The sequence below is a fragment of the Herminiimonas sp. NPDC097707 genome (assembly GCF_044761395.1).
Taxonomy (GTDB): domain Bacteria; phylum Pseudomonadota; class Gammaproteobacteria; order Burkholderiales; family Burkholderiaceae_D; genus Oxalicibacterium.
Genome location: NZ_JBIWCI010000001.1, coordinates 2100008 through 2114004 on the forward strand (window position 1 = coordinate 2100008; position 13997 = coordinate 2114004).

16 protein-coding genes are annotated in these 13997 nt (G+C 55.8%); 10 read left to right on the forward strand and 6 right to left on the reverse strand.

The annotated features are described in order from the left end of the window. Positions 1-58: 58 nt before the first annotated feature. Together slmA and ACIQW9_RS10175 are read right to left on the reverse strand one after the other, a co-directional pair. Positions 59-634 (reverse strand): nucleoid occlusion factor SlmA, encoded by a 576-nt coding sequence (slmA, locus tag ACIQW9_RS10170; RefSeq protein WP_402336207.1) that lies wholly within the window; start codon positions 632-634, stop codon positions 59-61. Positions 635-667: 33 nt separating this feature from the next. Next, positions 668-1393, reverse strand: a complete 726-nt coding sequence (locus ACIQW9_RS10175) for a pyrimidine 5'-nucleotidase (protein WP_402336210.1) — start codon at positions 1391-1393, stop codon at positions 668-670. Positions 1394-1433: 40 nt separating this feature from the next. Between ACIQW9_RS10175 and ACIQW9_RS10180 the strand changes: the two genes are divergently transcribed. Then, positions 1434-2366 (forward strand): TraB/GumN family protein, encoded by a 933-nt coding sequence (locus tag ACIQW9_RS10180; RefSeq protein ID WP_402336212.1) that lies wholly within the window; start codon positions 1434-1436, stop codon positions 2364-2366. A 256-nt stretch (positions 2367-2622) separates the two neighbouring features. Further along, positions 2623-4299 carry a putative bifunctional diguanylate cyclase/phosphodiesterase gene (locus tag ACIQW9_RS10185; RefSeq protein WP_402336215.1) on the forward strand — a complete coding sequence of 559 codons (1677 nt, stop codon included), beginning with the start codon at positions 2623-2625 and terminating at the stop codon, positions 4297-4299. 228 nt (positions 4300-4527) lie between these two features. On the opposite strand, the gene argB is transcribed toward ACIQW9_RS10185, so the two are convergent. Next, entirely contained in the window at positions 4528-5421 is an 894-nt protein-coding gene (gene argB, locus ACIQW9_RS10190; RefSeq protein ID WP_402337987.1) for an acetylglutamate kinase, read from the reverse strand. A 165-nt stretch (positions 5422-5586) separates the two neighbouring features. Here argB and ACIQW9_RS10195 point away from each other — a divergent pair, with 165 nt between their 5' ends. Then, complete coding sequence (locus ACIQW9_RS10195; RefSeq protein ID WP_402336218.1) at positions 5587-5775, forward strand: cysteine-rich CWC family protein; 189 nt, start codon at positions 5587-5589, stop codon at positions 5773-5775. A gap of 59 nt (positions 5776-5834) precedes the next feature. On the opposite strand, the gene ACIQW9_RS10200 is transcribed toward ACIQW9_RS10195, so the two are convergent. From ACIQW9_RS10200 to ACIQW9_RS10210, 3 genes are read right to left on the reverse strand one after another with little or no spacing between them, the layout of a single operon-like run. After that, positions 5835-6584, reverse strand: a complete 750-nt coding sequence (locus ACIQW9_RS10200; protein WP_402336221.1) for an SPOR domain-containing protein — start codon at positions 6582-6584, stop codon at positions 5835-5837. Further along, a complete protein-coding gene (locus ACIQW9_RS10205; RefSeq protein ID WP_402336224.1) occupies positions 6578-7354 on the reverse strand; it encodes a type III pantothenate kinase in 777 nt (258 codons plus the stop codon). Before ACIQW9_RS10205 ends, ACIQW9_RS10200 begins: the two co-directional genes overlap by 7 nt. A gap of 15 nt (positions 7355-7369) precedes the next feature. After that, positions 7370-8167 (reverse strand): biotin--[acetyl-CoA-carboxylase] ligase, encoded by a 798-nt coding sequence (locus tag ACIQW9_RS10210; RefSeq protein WP_402336226.1) that lies wholly within the window; start codon positions 8165-8167, stop codon positions 7370-7372. Positions 8168-8248: 81 nt separating this feature from the next. Between ACIQW9_RS10210 and ACIQW9_RS10215 the strand changes: the two genes are divergently transcribed. From ACIQW9_RS10215 to ACIQW9_RS10245, 7 genes are read left to right on the forward strand one after another with little or no spacing between them, the layout of a single operon-like run. Continuing rightward, entirely contained in the window at positions 8249-9373 is a 1125-nt protein-coding gene (locus ACIQW9_RS10215) for an MlaE family ABC transporter permease (protein ID WP_402336229.1), read from the forward strand. Beyond that, a complete protein-coding gene (locus tag ACIQW9_RS10220) occupies positions 9373-10215 on the forward strand; it encodes an ABC transporter ATP-binding protein (RefSeq protein WP_402336231.1) in 843 nt (280 codons plus the stop codon). Before ACIQW9_RS10215 ends, ACIQW9_RS10220 begins: the two co-directional genes overlap by 1 nt. A gap of 21 nt (positions 10216-10236) precedes the next feature. Continuing rightward, a complete protein-coding gene (locus ACIQW9_RS10225; RefSeq protein WP_402336234.1) occupies positions 10237-11172 on the forward strand; it encodes an MlaD family protein in 936 nt (311 codons plus the stop codon). 24 nt (positions 11173-11196) lie between these two features. Then, a complete protein-coding gene (locus tag ACIQW9_RS10230; protein ID WP_402336237.1) occupies positions 11197-11811 on the forward strand; it encodes an ABC-type transport auxiliary lipoprotein family protein in 615 nt (204 codons plus the stop codon). Further along, positions 11781-12932 (forward strand): VanZ family protein, encoded by a 1152-nt coding sequence (locus ACIQW9_RS10235; protein ID WP_402336240.1) that lies wholly within the window; start codon positions 11781-11783, stop codon positions 12930-12932. The genes ACIQW9_RS10230 and ACIQW9_RS10235 overlap by 31 nt, the downstream gene beginning before the upstream one ends. A 38-nt stretch (positions 12933-12970) precedes the next feature. Then, positions 12971-13291 carry a (2Fe-2S) ferredoxin domain-containing protein gene (locus ACIQW9_RS10240; protein ID WP_402336243.1) on the forward strand — a complete coding sequence of 107 codons (321 nt, stop codon included), beginning with the start codon at positions 12971-12973 and terminating at the stop codon, positions 13289-13291. A gap of 24 nt (positions 13292-13315) precedes the next feature. Beyond that, positions 13316-13939 carry an alpha/beta hydrolase gene (locus ACIQW9_RS10245; protein WP_402336245.1) on the forward strand — a complete coding sequence of 208 codons (624 nt, stop codon included), beginning with the start codon at positions 13316-13318 and terminating at the stop codon, positions 13937-13939. The last annotated feature ends 58 nt before the right edge of the window (positions 13940-13997 follow it).

Genomic DNA, 13997 nt, shown 5'->3' on the forward strand with positions numbered 1-13997 from the left:
CGGCGGCGAACGGTCGGTTTTCAGCACCTGGCGGAAATCGACAGGCGCGGCGCCATACTCAAGCCAGCAATATTGATATCTGGGCGGCAGCATGCGCCGAAGGATTTTGCTTGAAGCCGGTCTTGGCATAACGTTGCCAGTGCCCTAGTACCGCGCCGGCAATCAGATTCGCACGCGCGGCGACTTCCGCTTCATTCGCCTGGCCTTGCGTAACCGCCACGCGCAAGGCTTGCTTGATCGCCAGTTCGATGCGGTCGACAAACTGATTCATGCGCAGCTGCAAACGCTCGTCTTCATTGACCAGCGCATCGCCTATCATGACCCGCGTCATGCCGGGATTGCGCTCGGCAAAATTGAGCAGCATGGCGATGATTGCCTGCGCCTGCGACAAGCCGTTTTCCTGCTGTTCGGCAATCTTGTTGATCAGGCCGAACACGGTAGTCTCGATGAACTCGATCAAGCCTTCAAACATTTGCGCCTTGCTGGCGAAATGCCGATACAGCGCCGCCTCCGACACTTCCACGCGCGCAGCCAGAGCGGCCGTCGTGATTTTTTCACCCTTGGGTTGCTCCAGCATGGTTGCCAGTGTCTGGAGTATCTGCAGCTTGCGTTCGCCTGGTTTGGTCGTCGCCATGGTTTTATATTTATAGGTAAGTAAACAATCGGACTAACGCAATCGATGCAACTGCCTGAATAGTTGCCCTACGGATTTTACTTTGACATCGACATAAATAGGGCGTTTTATATGCCCCACTGTTGCGCCGTTGCCAGTTACTGCTCCTTTGCTCGAATCGGCGGCCAGATACTGGGTGACCCACACGGTTGCCAGGCCCAGCGATTTTGCACCTTTCAAATGACTCACCGTGTCTTCCACCAGCACGCATCGCCCTGCCCTTATCCCTTCCTTTGCCAGCAGCTTGCGCAGCATCTGCTTCGACGGCTTGGGCCGCAAGCGGCCATGCACGCGCATCGCCTCTATCGGTACATGCCGGGCGAAATGCTTGTGCAAACCCAGATGCCGCAGCACCTCATGCGAATACCGGCGCGGCGCATTCGTCAGCAGAATTTTGCGGCCCGGCAGACGGCGCAATAATTTCCCCAGTCCGCGCTCGGCACGTATCATCGCGGCCAGATCATCGAAACGATGCGCCTCGCGCAAGAAATCTTCAGGCCGCACCTGATGATGATTTACCATACCGAGCAAGGTCGCGCCGTAGCGTTGCCAGTAGGCGACGCGCGCGGCATTCACCGCCGCCTCATCCGAAGCCGCACCAGCCTCGTTCAGCACCTGCGCGATGTAGGCATTCATGTTCAGGTTGATCGCCGGAAAAATCGCATGCGATGCGTTATGCAGCGTGTTATCCAGATCGAACAGCCAGGTCAGCTTGGGCATCGTTTTCTACGTCGGTTATCAATACAAGTTAAGGAATTGCATGCGTCGTTATGTCGTTTTTATTTTCACCGTATTATTAAGCCCGTACACAGCAAGTGCGCACGCCGACAAGACCGCAGCAACATCGGCTAGCGTACAGAAATACACGATTCCGCAGCGCGGGACACTGTATCGCGCCACCCATGGCGGCAATGTCAGTTATCTGTTCGGCACCATCCACGTCGGCCAGACAGCATTCTACCCACTCGAGCCGCAAGTGACGCGCGCATTATCCGATGCGAAAAAACTGGTGATCGAAGTCGACATCCGTGATACGGAAGCTATGCGCCTGGCCATCCTGCGACACGGCATCTATCCCGATGGACAAACCGTCAACCGGCATCTATCCGCCGACGGCAGTGCGCAATTGCGCCAGGCTCTGCAACGCGCCGGCATCCCATTTGAAAGCATCGCCCGCATGAAGCCGTGGATGATCACCAATCTGCTGCTGATACAGGAAATGGCACGCCATGGCTTCCCGACCGAGCAAGGCATCGAAAAATATTTCATCTCGATCGCACAAGAACAGAACAAACCGATACAGGAACTGGAAACAGCCGACTATCAACTCTCGCTGTTCGACAGCATGACTGACGCAGAGCAGGAAGAATACCTGAAGGAAAATCTTGCCGAACTCGCCAATGGCGAAGCAATGAAAAAAGCATTGGCTTTAATCGCTGCATGGCAGAACGCAGACGCCAGGGGACTGGAAAATTCCTTGCTTGAAATGCAAAAGGGAGCAACAGCCTCGGATAGATTCTTGCAGCAGGTCTTGCTGGACCAGCGCAATCCGAATATGGCAAACAAGGTAGAAGCCTTGTTGAAGACCGACAAGATGAGCTTTGTTGCAGTTGGTGCTCTGCACTTGCTGGGTGACAAAGGCGTACCCAGCCTGTTGCAAAAACGCGGTTACGAAGTGAAAAGAATATATTGAATACGCAATTTTCCGGGCTTGTGCCATGTCAGCCTGGCACAAGCTGCCGCACATAAAATTTCAAAACAGGCGTAATAATTGCTAGAATAATTTTCCCATGGCAACATATATTGGAGAATTTCATCACTGTCATGCGCTCACGCACTCCACTACTGTATTAAGTCATCTCGATTCCAGCACGCTGTTCAGCAAAACGGCAATCCTCTATTCAAGGGTATGCCCTGATTCATGATGTTGCCTTCCGAAGGAATGTCTGATGAACACCATACAATTGTTCGAATGGCTCAGCGTATATATCCGCGCAATACGGATTGCCATGATCCCCTTGCTCGCCATCCTGATAGCCGGCATTTATATTCTGGTCTATGCTACCGGGGGCATCAAATTCGTTTATTCGCATTCAATGTATCTGGCCATTCTGCTGTCCGGATTTGTCTTCGGCGTACGCGGCGGATTGATCGTGGGACTGCTTGGAGGCATCACATTAGGGCCTTTTATGCCCATCGATGTCAGCACCGGAGAACAACAGAACGCCATCAACTGGCTCTATCGAACCGGATTCTTTATATTGATCGGGACAGCCTGCGGCGGTGCCAGCGATAGTGTGAGGTCTTACCTTCGACACTTGAAATGGATTGCACGTCATGACCCTGTCACCCGACTGCCGAATCGCCATGCATTGCTGAAGGCCTTATCCGATATCCAGAAAATAAAAAATGCCTCGCACCTGCATGCTCTTGTCGTGGTCTCGCTGCAAAATACGATGGAGCTGAAATCAGCATTTGGCTTCGACATCACTGAAGCAGTGATCCTGCAATCGGCCGATCGTTGCCAAAGCATCTTGCAAGACACGGCACGCGTCTATCGCATCGATCCAGAACAATTAGGCATCCTGATAGAAAGCCGGGATGCACAAGCAATCGATACCTTGCTCGCAGCATTGATTAAAAGCGCACAGCAACCATATCAATTCAACGCCATTCCGATTCATGTCGATTCCCGGCTTGGTTATGTCACCTTCAGCAAGGTGATACAAGCACCCGAGCTCTACCTGCAACGGGCTGAATCAGCCCTGATCTCTGCCAACGAAAAAGTACAGGACTGCGTTGCCTACAGCCCGGAAATCAGTAATTTCGCGAAGGAAAATCTATCCATCCTCGGCAACCTGATGAGCGCCCTCAAAGAAGGGCAACTGTCCATGCATTACCAACCGAAAATCTCCATTAAAACCGGAGAAATTCACGGCGTGGAAGCACTCATGCGATGGAATCATCCGGAGCGCGGCAACATTCCCCCCGGTATTTTTATCCCGCGTGCGGAGCAAAGCACACTCATCAATCTCATTACCGAGTTTGCCCTGGAACAGGCCATGGAGCAAATTGTGAAATGGCGGGAAAACGATATCCATCTTGCGATCGCAGTCAACATCTCGCCGCGCAATCTGCTGCAACCAGGCTTCTCGGATCTGGTACTGCAACTGCTGCAACGCTACGATGTAAGCGGTCAATTTCTGGAACTGGAAGTAACGGAAGGCGCCTTGATGACCGATATCGCGCGCTCCATATCGGAACTAAGCCGCTTGGCAAATGCAAAAATCACTATTTCCATCGATGACTTTGGCACCGGCTATTCCTCATTGCAGTACTTGCACCAGCTCCCTATCTCCCTCATCAAAATAGACCAATCTTTTGTGCGCAGACTGCCCGACGATAAAGGCGCGATACACATCGTAGAAGCCGCTGTGACGCTGGCGCACAAAATGGGGATGAAAACCATCGCCGAAGGAGTGGAAAATCAACGTGCTTACACACTACTGGCAGATCTGGGATGCGATATTGCACAGGGTTTCATGATTTCTCGCCCATTGCCTGCTGCCGAGTTTGAAAAATGGCTGGCGCAATACAAAGAGAATGCCGTGTACGCACAGATGTGATCAGGCAAGCACTATCGGCGACGCTCCCCCCAATATGCTTTCGTCTCTCGCAACAGGGCGTTTGCCAATTCCCGGAACCAGCAACAGCAAGTGGACTGCCAAGAATTTACGATGTTGAATTTTCAGGATTCAAGCTGCTTGCCATACATTTATTTCGTATTTAACAAGAAGAAAAAAAGGCGTGCCGACTATCAAGCCGGCACGCCTTTTTAACGGATGAAATATTGTTTAGTGCGAACGTATCATCGTACCGAACGCCTGTTCGGTCAGCACTTCCAGCAACAGCGAATGCTCGATGCGGCCATCGATGATGTGCACGGTATTGACGCCGGACTTTGCTGCATCCAGCGCGGAGGAAATCTTCGGCAGCATGCCGCCGGAAATCGTGCCGTCTTCAAACATTTCATCGATTTCACGCGCCGACAAGTCAGTCAGCAGATTGCCCTGCTTGTCCTGTACGCCAGCGATGTTGGTCATCATGATCAGCTTTTCAGCGCGCAGGATTTCCGCGATCTTGCCGGCAACCACGTCAGCATTGATGTTGTAGGCCTGGCCGTCGTCGCCGAACCCGATAGGCGAAATAATCGGGATAAAGGCATCATCCTGCAGCGCTTTCACGACGGCAGGATTGATCGCTTCGATATCGCCGACAAAACCGATGTCGAGGAACTTGCCCGGATTTTCACGATCCGGCATATTCATTTTGCGCGCACGTATCAAGCCGCCATCCTTGCCGGTCAGGCCGACTGCCTGGCCGCCGTAATGATTGATCAGCATCACGATATCCTGCTGCACTTCGCCACCCAGCACCCATTCGACGACTTCCATCGTTTCTTCATCGGTGATGCGCATACCCTGGATGAAGGTGCCTTGCTTGCCGATTTTTTTCAGCGCGTTGTCGATCTGCGGACCGCCGCCGTGCACCACGACCGGGTTCATGCCGACCAGCTTCAACAGGATCACATCGCGTGCGAAGCTGTGCTTCAGACGCTCTTCGGTCATGGCATTGCCACCGTATTTGATGACTATGGTCTTACCGTGGAATTTGCGGATATACGGCAGCGCCTCGGCCAGGATTTGCGCCTGTATTTGCGGCGAAACTACAGTAAGATCGGCATTCATATCGGTCATGGCTAGCTCAGAAAATAGATGACCGCGATTTTACAGCGAATGCCGGATCATTTCCCGGCTCTTTGTTTTAATTCCACAAATATCCCATATGCACCTTGCCCGATTGACAAATACCCTGCAGATGAACCCCTGCCTCGATTCAGAAGAGGATGACAAATGAGCCATTGTTCGCAATGCGGCGCTGAATTTTCATGCGGTATGGTTGATACAAGCACAACGGTGCGCTGCTGGTGCACGGCACTGCCGAGAGCGAACGAGATATTGCGGAACGTAGACGGCAACGCGAAAACCTGCATGTGCGCACACTGTCTGTCGGCATTACGGGCACGGCGTTTGGCTGAATAGATGGCAGCAGCCGGGCAAATTCGACCCTGTCCGCTGCACATCGAAACCGAATCCAGCGTCTAGCCCGCAACCGGGCCGGTGCACTCGCGCAATTCCTGGCGCGGGAAACTTCCCTTGATTTTCACTACGCTGTTCTTGGCCGTCGCATCCAGCCCGCGCAACTGGAATGCGACTTTATTGGCGCTCGGACTATGCGTGCCTATGCGCGCACTGCGCACGCCTTTTTGATTCAAGGCATTCAGATGGTTGCGCGCCGCCTCTTCGGATTTGAATATTCCCAGCGAAATGCCCCACTGCAGTGGCGAGCCGTCCTGGATCACGAAAAAATCTTCCACCCCCAGACGCTTGAGTTCGCCGGCCTTTTTCTCGGCCGCATCCTTGCTGGCTTGCGGTGGCATGTAGACCATGTGCCGCGCATGTTCCTGAATCGTGCGACGTGTCAGACGCTCACCGAGTGCGAGCGACGCCAGTTGCGTTTCAAAGCGCTTGGCTTCGACTGCATCGAAATTACCGACCTCGGTACATGCCAGCACATTGGAAATCTTGTCTGCACGCGCCGTATTTTTTTCCGCTTCAGGCTCTTGAGGTGTGACAGGTGTGACGGCGGCAAGCGCATTGACGACAGATGGCGCGACAGCGGCGGGCTGGGCGGCAGGTAACGGTATCAGCTTGAGTTGAGCCGGATTCAATTGCTGCGTCAGCCGCGAGGGTTCGCGGCTGGCGGGCGACCATGCGTCCAGCCAGCCTTGCTGAAACGCGTACAAGCCGCCATTGATCAATAACAAGAAGCCGAACAGGATTTTTAGCATGTTGGAAGAGTATGAATTGCCACCGTGTGCAAACCGATCAAGACCAGATTATCGACGCGTTTATATGCAATCGACAAATGCGGCGCAATCAGGTCTGCCGCGCCGCCAGCCAGAATACAGTAAAGCGCGTCTTGCGGATGCGCCTCTGCCTGCGCCTTCACCGCGCGCTCGATCGCGCCGGCTTGCGCCGCCAGGCAACCGCTGACGATGGCCGCCTCCGTATTGTCGACAAACGGTTGGGTCAAACTGGCATGCAAGGCTACTTCCGGCAACTGTGCCGTATTGTTTGCCAGCGCCGAGGCCATCAAACCGAGTCCGGGCAAAATCATGCCGCCGACAAATGCGCCATCTGCATTTACCGCATCGATCGTGGTCGCGGTGCCGCAGGTCGCCACCACCAGCGGCCGCTGCGGGAACAAGGCATGCGCGCCTATTGCGGCAGCAAAACGGTCGCTGCCCAGTTGCGCCGGATTCCGATAATGATTGCGCACGCCGCCCGCTTCTGGCGTCGAGACGAACCATTCCGGTGCGATGTCGCTGGCAACATGCAACACGGCCCGTTCCAGTTCCTTGCGCAATTCAGCGCCGGCGACATTCGACAGCAATACGCGGCTGATGTTGAAGCTGCTCCATGCCTGCGCCAGTTGCGCCGCTTCAGCCCGCGCAACGCTGCCGGCAGCATGCCAGTTGCCGGGCGTCTGCTGTCCGCTCGAGCAATCGACCAGCGCCCATTTGATACGCGTATTTCCTGCATCGACCAATAACAGCATCGCCTTATCCCTTGGTTATTCTTCTCTTATCCGCAACGATACATCGCCGGCGCTGATCGCCATGCGCCCCTGCGCAGTATCAAGCAACAGGCGCCCGGCCTCGTCCACACCAGCGGCATTTCCATGCTGCAGAATTTTTTCCTGATCCAGGATGTTAACTGCCTGTCCCGCATAGGCATCCAGCGCATTCCACGTCGCCGCAAACGCCTTGAATCCCTGTTGCTCAAACAGGGGCAAAGCCTTGCTGAATGCATCCAGCAAGGCCGCCATCAGCCCCGTGCGTTCCAGCCCCGACGCATCGGCCACAGTCCGGCCGATCTGCGTGCTTAAATCCTGTGCACTCGCGAGATTGATGCCTACGCCTATGATCGCCCATACCGACTGCCGATCTGTTTTATCCACTGCAGTTTCGATCAGGATGCCGGCCAGCTTGTTGCCATTCCTCAAAACATCGTTCGGCCACTTCAGCCGCGCATCCACGCCGAACGAGATCAGCGTTTCCGTCACTGTCACACCAACCGCCAGCGACAAACCCGCCAGAGCCTGCACCGGCAGCGCAAATTTCCACGCCAGCGAAAAAGTCAGCGTCGCATCGGCCGCCGAATGCCAGCGGCGCCCGGCGCGTCCCTTGCCGGCGGTTTGCACGCCGGCCCACAACAAGGTCGGTCCCTGCAGTTGCGCCGCCTCGGCCAGCAGATCGGCATTGGTCGAACCGGTTTCCGCAACGATGCGGAGCGTCATATTCTGTGCGTCGGAGCCGCACAGGGCGGCCAGTTGTTGCGCGGTCGGGAGCGATGGTTCTGGCAATGTCATGTGCGCATTGTAACGGCATGACCAGGCTGGCGAAACGGCAGCGTACGTGACGCCTGCCCGTTTCTCCCTTACACTCGATGCATGCTCAACGTTGTGCCTCCTACCCTCAGCTATACACCGAACGACAACGCTACCGCTACCGCAGCAGGATCGTGGCAGGTGCGCGCGCTGGCCGCGCCCGAAACAATGGCGGCCATTACCGCCGTGCTGCAGACGGCGGGCAAGGCGGAGACTGTGCATTGGGATCTGTCGCAGATAACAGCACTGGATTACATAGGTGCGCAATTACTGTGGAATGCATGGGGCAAAAAACGCCCGGCCCAATTAACGCTGGTGCCGCAGCATGCAGATTTTTTCCTGCGGCTGGAACAAACCGGCCCGCTGGAGTGGAAGAAGCCACCGAAAAAATACTGGTATTCGCTGACATCGCTATTGCAGCTCAAGCGCAACATACTGGATCATCTGCTCGGCTTCATCAGCCTGATCGGCCAGTTGACGATGGATCTCGGGCGTTTCGCCAGGGAACCGCAACGCGGGCCGTGGAAGGAAATTTCGGCCAATATCTTTCATACCGGCTATCAGGCGCTGGGCATTACCGCACTGGTGGGATTTTTAATCGGTGTGGTGCTGTCTTATCTGTCGGCGCAGCAATTGCATCAGTTCGGCGGCGACGTTTTCCTGGTCAATATTCTCGGCATGAGCGTGATCCGGGAACTCGGCCCCTTGCTGGCGGCGATCCTGGTGGCCGGGCGCTCCGGTTCGTCAATCACCGCACAACTTGGCGTCATGCGCGTCACCGAAGAACTCGATGCCATGCTGGTCATGGGCTTGCCGCATGGCTACCGGCTGGTGATGCCGAAAGTCATCGCGCTCGCCATCTCGATGCCGCTGCTGGTGGTATGGACCGATGCCATGGCCTTGATAGGCGGCATGGTGGCAGCCAATCTGGAGCTGGGTTTGTCATATAAATACTTTATCCGCGAATTGCCGGATGCGGTACCGCTGGCAAATTACTGGATAGGTCTGGGCAAAGGCGTCGTATTCGGCGGCCTGATCGCGCTGGTCGCCTGTCACTTTGGCTTGCGCATCAAACCGAATACCGAGAGCCTGGGTGAGGGCACCACGATTTCCGTTGTCAGTGCCATCACCATCGTGATTCTGGCCGATGCCGTCTTCGCCATCATCTTCACCGAAGTGGGGTTTTGATGAGCAGCGTGACAGACAGCGCCATGGATTGCGCATCGACAACACCGCAAACCGGCGCGCAGCCCATCATCCAGATCGAAAATCTGTGCACGCAATTCGGCGATGTGATCGTGCATGAAAACCTGAACCTGACAATCAATCAGGGCGAAATTGTTTCACTGGTAGGCGGCTCCGGTTCCGGCAAAACGGTATTGCTGCGACAGATGCTGGGCTTGAATCATCCGGCACGCGGCACGGTGCGTATATTTGACGAGGATATCAACGGCATTGCGCCGCAACAACTGCAGCAATTACGCAATCGCTGGGGTATGCTGTTCCAGCAGGGTGCGCTGTTTTCGTCCTTTACAGTGTTCGATAACGTGGCGCAACCGATGCGCGAATTGCGCGTGCTGCCGAAACAGTTGATACACGATGCCGCATTATTGAAATTGCAGATGGCTGGCATAGGCCCGGAACATGCACTGAAAATGCCCTCCGATTTGTCGGGTGGCATGATCAAGCGCGTGGCGCTGGCGCGGGCACTGGCGCTGGAACCGGAATTGCTGTTCCTCGACGAGCCGACTGCCGGGCTGGACCCAAATGCATCGGAAAGTTTCGTCGATCTGATCCGCACGCTGCGCGAGGAAATGCAACTGACCGTGGTCATGGTCACACACGATCTGGACACGCTGTTCGCCTTGTCGTCGCGCGTCGCCGTGCTGGCCGACAAGCACATCATCGCGTATTGCGAACCAGGCAAGGTGGTTGAATTCAAACACCCGTTTATCGAAACTTTTTTCCGGGGCGAACGCGGGCAACGCGCGATTGAAGCGCTGCCGGATTATCCGGATGACGGTATCTAGTGAATACTCTGAAAATCAATTATGGAAAATAAAGCACATGCATTGATGGCCGGCATTTTCACGATCGTGCTGTTGATCGCGGCCGCACTGATCGCCCTCTGGTTCAACCGCGACCGGGTGGAACGCGTGCCGTATGAAATCGCCACCACGCTGTCGGTGCCCGGCCTCAATCCGCAAGCCGGTGTGCGCTATCGCGGGCTGGATGTCGGCCGCGTGGATGCGGTTCTGTTCGATCCGCAAAAACCCGGCCAGATTCTGATCCGCTTCAGCGTCTCGAAAGATACGCCGATCACGCATTCGACTTTTGCCACCCTCAGCTATCAGGGCGTTACCGGCCTCGCCTACGTGCAACTGGACGATGACGGGAAAAATCCGACCTTGATGCCATCGTCACCGAAAAAAATCGCGCGCATCGCATTGCGGCCCGGCCTGCTCGACACCTTGCAGATACGCGGCCTGGCGATTCTCGAACAGACAGAGGAAGTGGCGAAACGCGTCAATACCATACTCTCCGACGCCAATCAAAAATTAATCCTGGGCGCGTTCACCGATGTCAGCAACGCCGCCAACAAGGTCGCAAAAATTCCGGATCAACTGCAACCGACACTGGATAAACTGCCCGCACTTGCCCTCAAGGCTGACAATGCGATGGTCTCGCTGAACAAGCTATCGGAAGATGCCACCAGACTGACCGGCAATCTGAATGAATTTACCGTCAGGCTCAACGCACCGGATGGCCCCTTGAACGGTTTTAACAGCGCGGTCAACAATATAGGTTCGACGGCTTCCATGGTCGAACATGAAATCGTGCCTTTGATAGATGAAACGCGAACCTCGATGCGAGCGCTGAATCGCACACTGGAAACATTCAACCAAAGACCGCAAAGTATTTTGTTTGGCGCCAGCGCAGCACAACCCGGCCCTGGCGAAGCAGGTTTCAGCGCACCGGCCAAATAACAAGATCATTGTTCTAGGATATTCATGAAGAAAATAACGACCCGCTTTTTTTCCATGTTCGCAGTTGCCGGCAGTCTCTTGCTGACCGGCTGTGCGGCCGGGCCGCAATCGGCTGCGCTGTTTGATCTCGGTCCCTTGCACACGCAAGGCTCCGCCACCACCGAAACGCAACTGCCCGCCATCAGCATCGCGGAAATCACGGCGCCTGTCTGGCTGGATAGCCAGATGATGTTTTACCGGCTCAACTACGACAACAAGCAGCAGCCGCGCGCCTATGCCTCCAGTAAATGGACCATGGCGCCGGCGCAATTATTCCTGCTGCGACTGAAGTCGCGCCTGTCGCAGGCTGGCGGCGTCGTCGTGCCGGCCTCCGATGGCGCGGTCAATCTGCCTGTGCTGCGCATCGAAGCAGACGATTTTTCACAAGTATTCGACAGCGCACATCAAAGCAGTGCGCATATCGCCATGCGGGCGTCGCTATTCGACGGCCGCATACTGCGGGCGCAAAAAATGTTCGTTAAACAGTTGCCGGCAGCAAGCGCAAATGCGCAAGGAGGCGCCGCGGCCTTGGCGCTCGCCAGCGATGCAATCATCAATGAAATGGCCGTATGGTTAGCGACCCTGCCACCGAAAAAATAGGCGCCGCGCCTGCCTCGGCCTTGCAAGCGTCGGCGTTTTCGCGCGGCGCTCTGCTGGCGTACCTGCTGCTCATCATCTATGCCAGCCTGTATCCATTCACCGGCTGGCAAAGCATGGGCGTGCCCCTGCAAACCTATCTGTTCGCCGGCATGCCGCGTTACTGGACCGGTTTTGATGTCGCCACCAACATTCTCGGCTACATTCCGCTGGGTATCCTGACGGTATTTGCGCTGCACCCGAAAATCCGCCGTATAGGCGCCATCGTGCTGGCACTTTTGCTGGGTGTCGTCTTGTCGGGCGCGATGGAAGCCACCCAGACTCTGCTGCCGAATCGCGTCGCTTCCAACCTGGATTTCATCACCAATAGCATAGGCACCCTGATCGGCGCCGTGATCGGCAGCCTCAGCAGCCATCTGGTACTGGAGCGCAGCCGCTTGCGTCATCTGCGTCACCAGTGGTTTACCGCGCAGGCCAGCCGCGGCCTGATCATTTTTGCACTGTGGCCGATGGCGCAGATTTATCCGCAAAGCTATTTATTCGGCAACGGGCAAATCCTGCCCATCTTGTCTGACTGGCTGTCGATACTGCTGGAAACGCCGGTCGATCTGGGCAGTGTGTTGCGCAATGGCGTGCAACTTTCGGTTGAACAATACTGGCTGGCAGAAGCCCTCATTACAGCCTTGAACATGAGCGGCGTCTTGCTGGCGCTGCTGTGCATGCTGCGCGAAAAAGCGCCGCGCGCGATACTGGTGCTAGCCCTGCTGAGCGCAGCGCTGGCCGTCAATACACTCGCCACCGCCCTGCTGTTCACGCCGGAAAATGCATTTGCATGGCTGACTCCCGGCGCGCAGGGCGGCGTGCTGCTGGGGCTATGCTTGCTGAGCGGCCTGGCATTCCTGCCGCCTTCTACCCAGCGACGCACTGCCATCGGACTGCTGGTTCTCGCGTTCATCGCTGTCAATCTGGCGCCGGCGAACCCCTACTTCATTGCCACACTGGAAACCTGGGTGCAGGGAAAATTCCTCAACTTCAATGGCGCGGCGCAATTCCTGTCGCTGTTGTGGCCGGTGGCAGCGCTGTGGTTCCTGCTGCATGCGACGCATCGCGTGAAGCGAACATGATGCCGGTGTATCATTTCGTTCTTTAATACGAGCATCCTATGAGCGAAGATAAACAGTTTTTCTCCCAGCATCTTTTCGTCTGCATGAATCAGCGCGACGATGGCCGCGAATGCTGTGCCGACAAAGGTGCGCAAGCCGCACAAAAACACCTGAAAAAACGCGTCAAGGAATTGGGGCTCAGCGGCAGGGGCAAAGTGCGCGTCAATCAAGCCGGCTGTCTGGACCGCTGCGAAGAAGGTCCGGTCCTGGTAATTTATCCGCAAGGCACCTGGTATACCTATGTCGATAACGATGACATCGATGAAATCGTCGATGTCCATCTGGTCGGCGGAAAAATCGTCGAACGCCTGAAAATCTGATCCTCCGTATTCACAGATAAATACATGAACGCCCAAACCCAACGTTTCTCCCTGCAAGGTGCAGCCGGCGTGCTCGAATGCGCACTGGATCTACCGGCGACGACGCCACGCGGCATCGCGCTGATCGGCCATCCGCATCCGCTGTTCGGCGGCACCATGGATAACAAGGTTGTCCACACGCTCGCACGCGCCTTCGTTGCGCTGGATTACGTCGCAGTACGCATGAATTTCCGCGGCGTCGGCGCTTCCGGCGGCACCTATGATGAGGGCATCGGGGAAACCGACGACATGGCGCAATTGCTGACGCACATGCAGCAGCAATATCCAGCGCTACCGTTTGCGCTGGCCGGATTTTCCTTCGGCACCTTCGTGCAAACGCAATTGCAAAAACGTCTGGAAGAACAAGGGACTCCGGCCGAACGTCTGGTACTGGTCGGTTCTGCACCGGGCAAATGGCCGTTGCAAACGGTGCCGGCCGATACCATCCTGATCCACGGCGAGCTGGATGAAACGATTCCGCTGATCGATGTATTCGATTGGGCCCGACCACAGGATCTGCCGGTAGTCGTGGTGCCCGGCGCCGATCATTTCTTCGGCCGCAAGTTGCATCACATTAAAAATCACGTGGTAGCAATGTGGCGGCGTTGAGGGAACTGTTTGCCTGTTGCCCCGTCCAAGAGGCGCAAGCCTATAATCAAGACCTTTC

Bases quoted from the DNA above. Each gene is read 5' to 3' on its own strand.
- argB (WP_402337987.1), bottom strand. From the start codon at position 5,421: ATGAATGCCGATCTTACTGTAGTTTCGCCGCAAATACAGGCGCAAATC.
- ACIQW9_RS10205 (WP_402336224.1), bottom strand. From the start codon at position 7,354: ATGCTGTTATTGGTCGATGCAGGAAATACGCGTATCAAATGGGCGCTG.
- ACIQW9_RS10210 (WP_402336226.1), bottom strand. From the start codon at position 8,167: ATGACATTGCCAGAACCATCGCTCCCGACCGCGCAACAACTGGCCGCC.
- ACIQW9_RS10180 (WP_402336212.1), top strand. From the start codon at position 1,434: ATGCGTCGTTATGTCGTTTTTATTTTCACCGTATTATTAAGCCCGTAC.
- slmA (WP_402336207.1), bottom strand. From the start codon at position 634: ATGGCGACGACCAAACCAGGCGAACGCAAGCTGCAGATACTCCAGACA.
- ACIQW9_RS10185 (WP_402336215.1), top strand. From the start codon at position 2,623: ATGAACACCATACAATTGTTCGAATGGCTCAGCGTATATATCCGCGCA.
- ACIQW9_RS10215 (WP_402336229.1), top strand. From the start codon at position 8,249: ATGCTCAACGTTGTGCCTCCTACCCTCAGCTATACACCGAACGACAAC.
- ACIQW9_RS10220 (WP_402336231.1), top strand. From the start codon at position 9,373: ATGAGCAGCGTGACAGACAGCGCCATGGATTGCGCATCGACAACACCG.
- ACIQW9_RS10175 (WP_402336210.1), bottom strand. From the start codon at position 1,393: ATGCCCAAGCTGACCTGGCTGTTCGATCTGGATAACACGCTGCATAAC.
- ACIQW9_RS10195 (WP_402336218.1), top strand. From the start codon at position 5,587: ATGAGCCATTGTTCGCAATGCGGCGCTGAATTTTCATGCGGTATGGTT.
- ACIQW9_RS10200 (WP_402336221.1), bottom strand. From the start codon at position 6,584: ATGCTAAAAATCCTGTTCGGCTTCTTGTTATTGATCAATGGCGGCTTG.
- ACIQW9_RS10240 (WP_402336243.1), top strand. From the start codon at position 12,971: ATGAGCGAAGATAAACAGTTTTTCTCCCAGCATCTTTTCGTCTGCATG.
- ACIQW9_RS10225 (WP_402336234.1), top strand. From the start codon at position 10,237: ATGGAAAATAAAGCACATGCATTGATGGCCGGCATTTTCACGATCGTG.
- ACIQW9_RS10245 (WP_402336245.1), top strand. From the start codon at position 13,316: ATGAACGCCCAAACCCAACGTTTCTCCCTGCAAGGTGCAGCCGGCGTG.
- ACIQW9_RS10235 (WP_402336240.1), top strand. From the start codon at position 11,781: ATGGTTAGCGACCCTGCCACCGAAAAAATAGGCGCCGCGCCTGCCTCG.
- ACIQW9_RS10230 (WP_402336237.1), top strand. From the start codon at position 11,197: ATGAAGAAAATAACGACCCGCTTTTTTTCCATGTTCGCAGTTGCCGGC.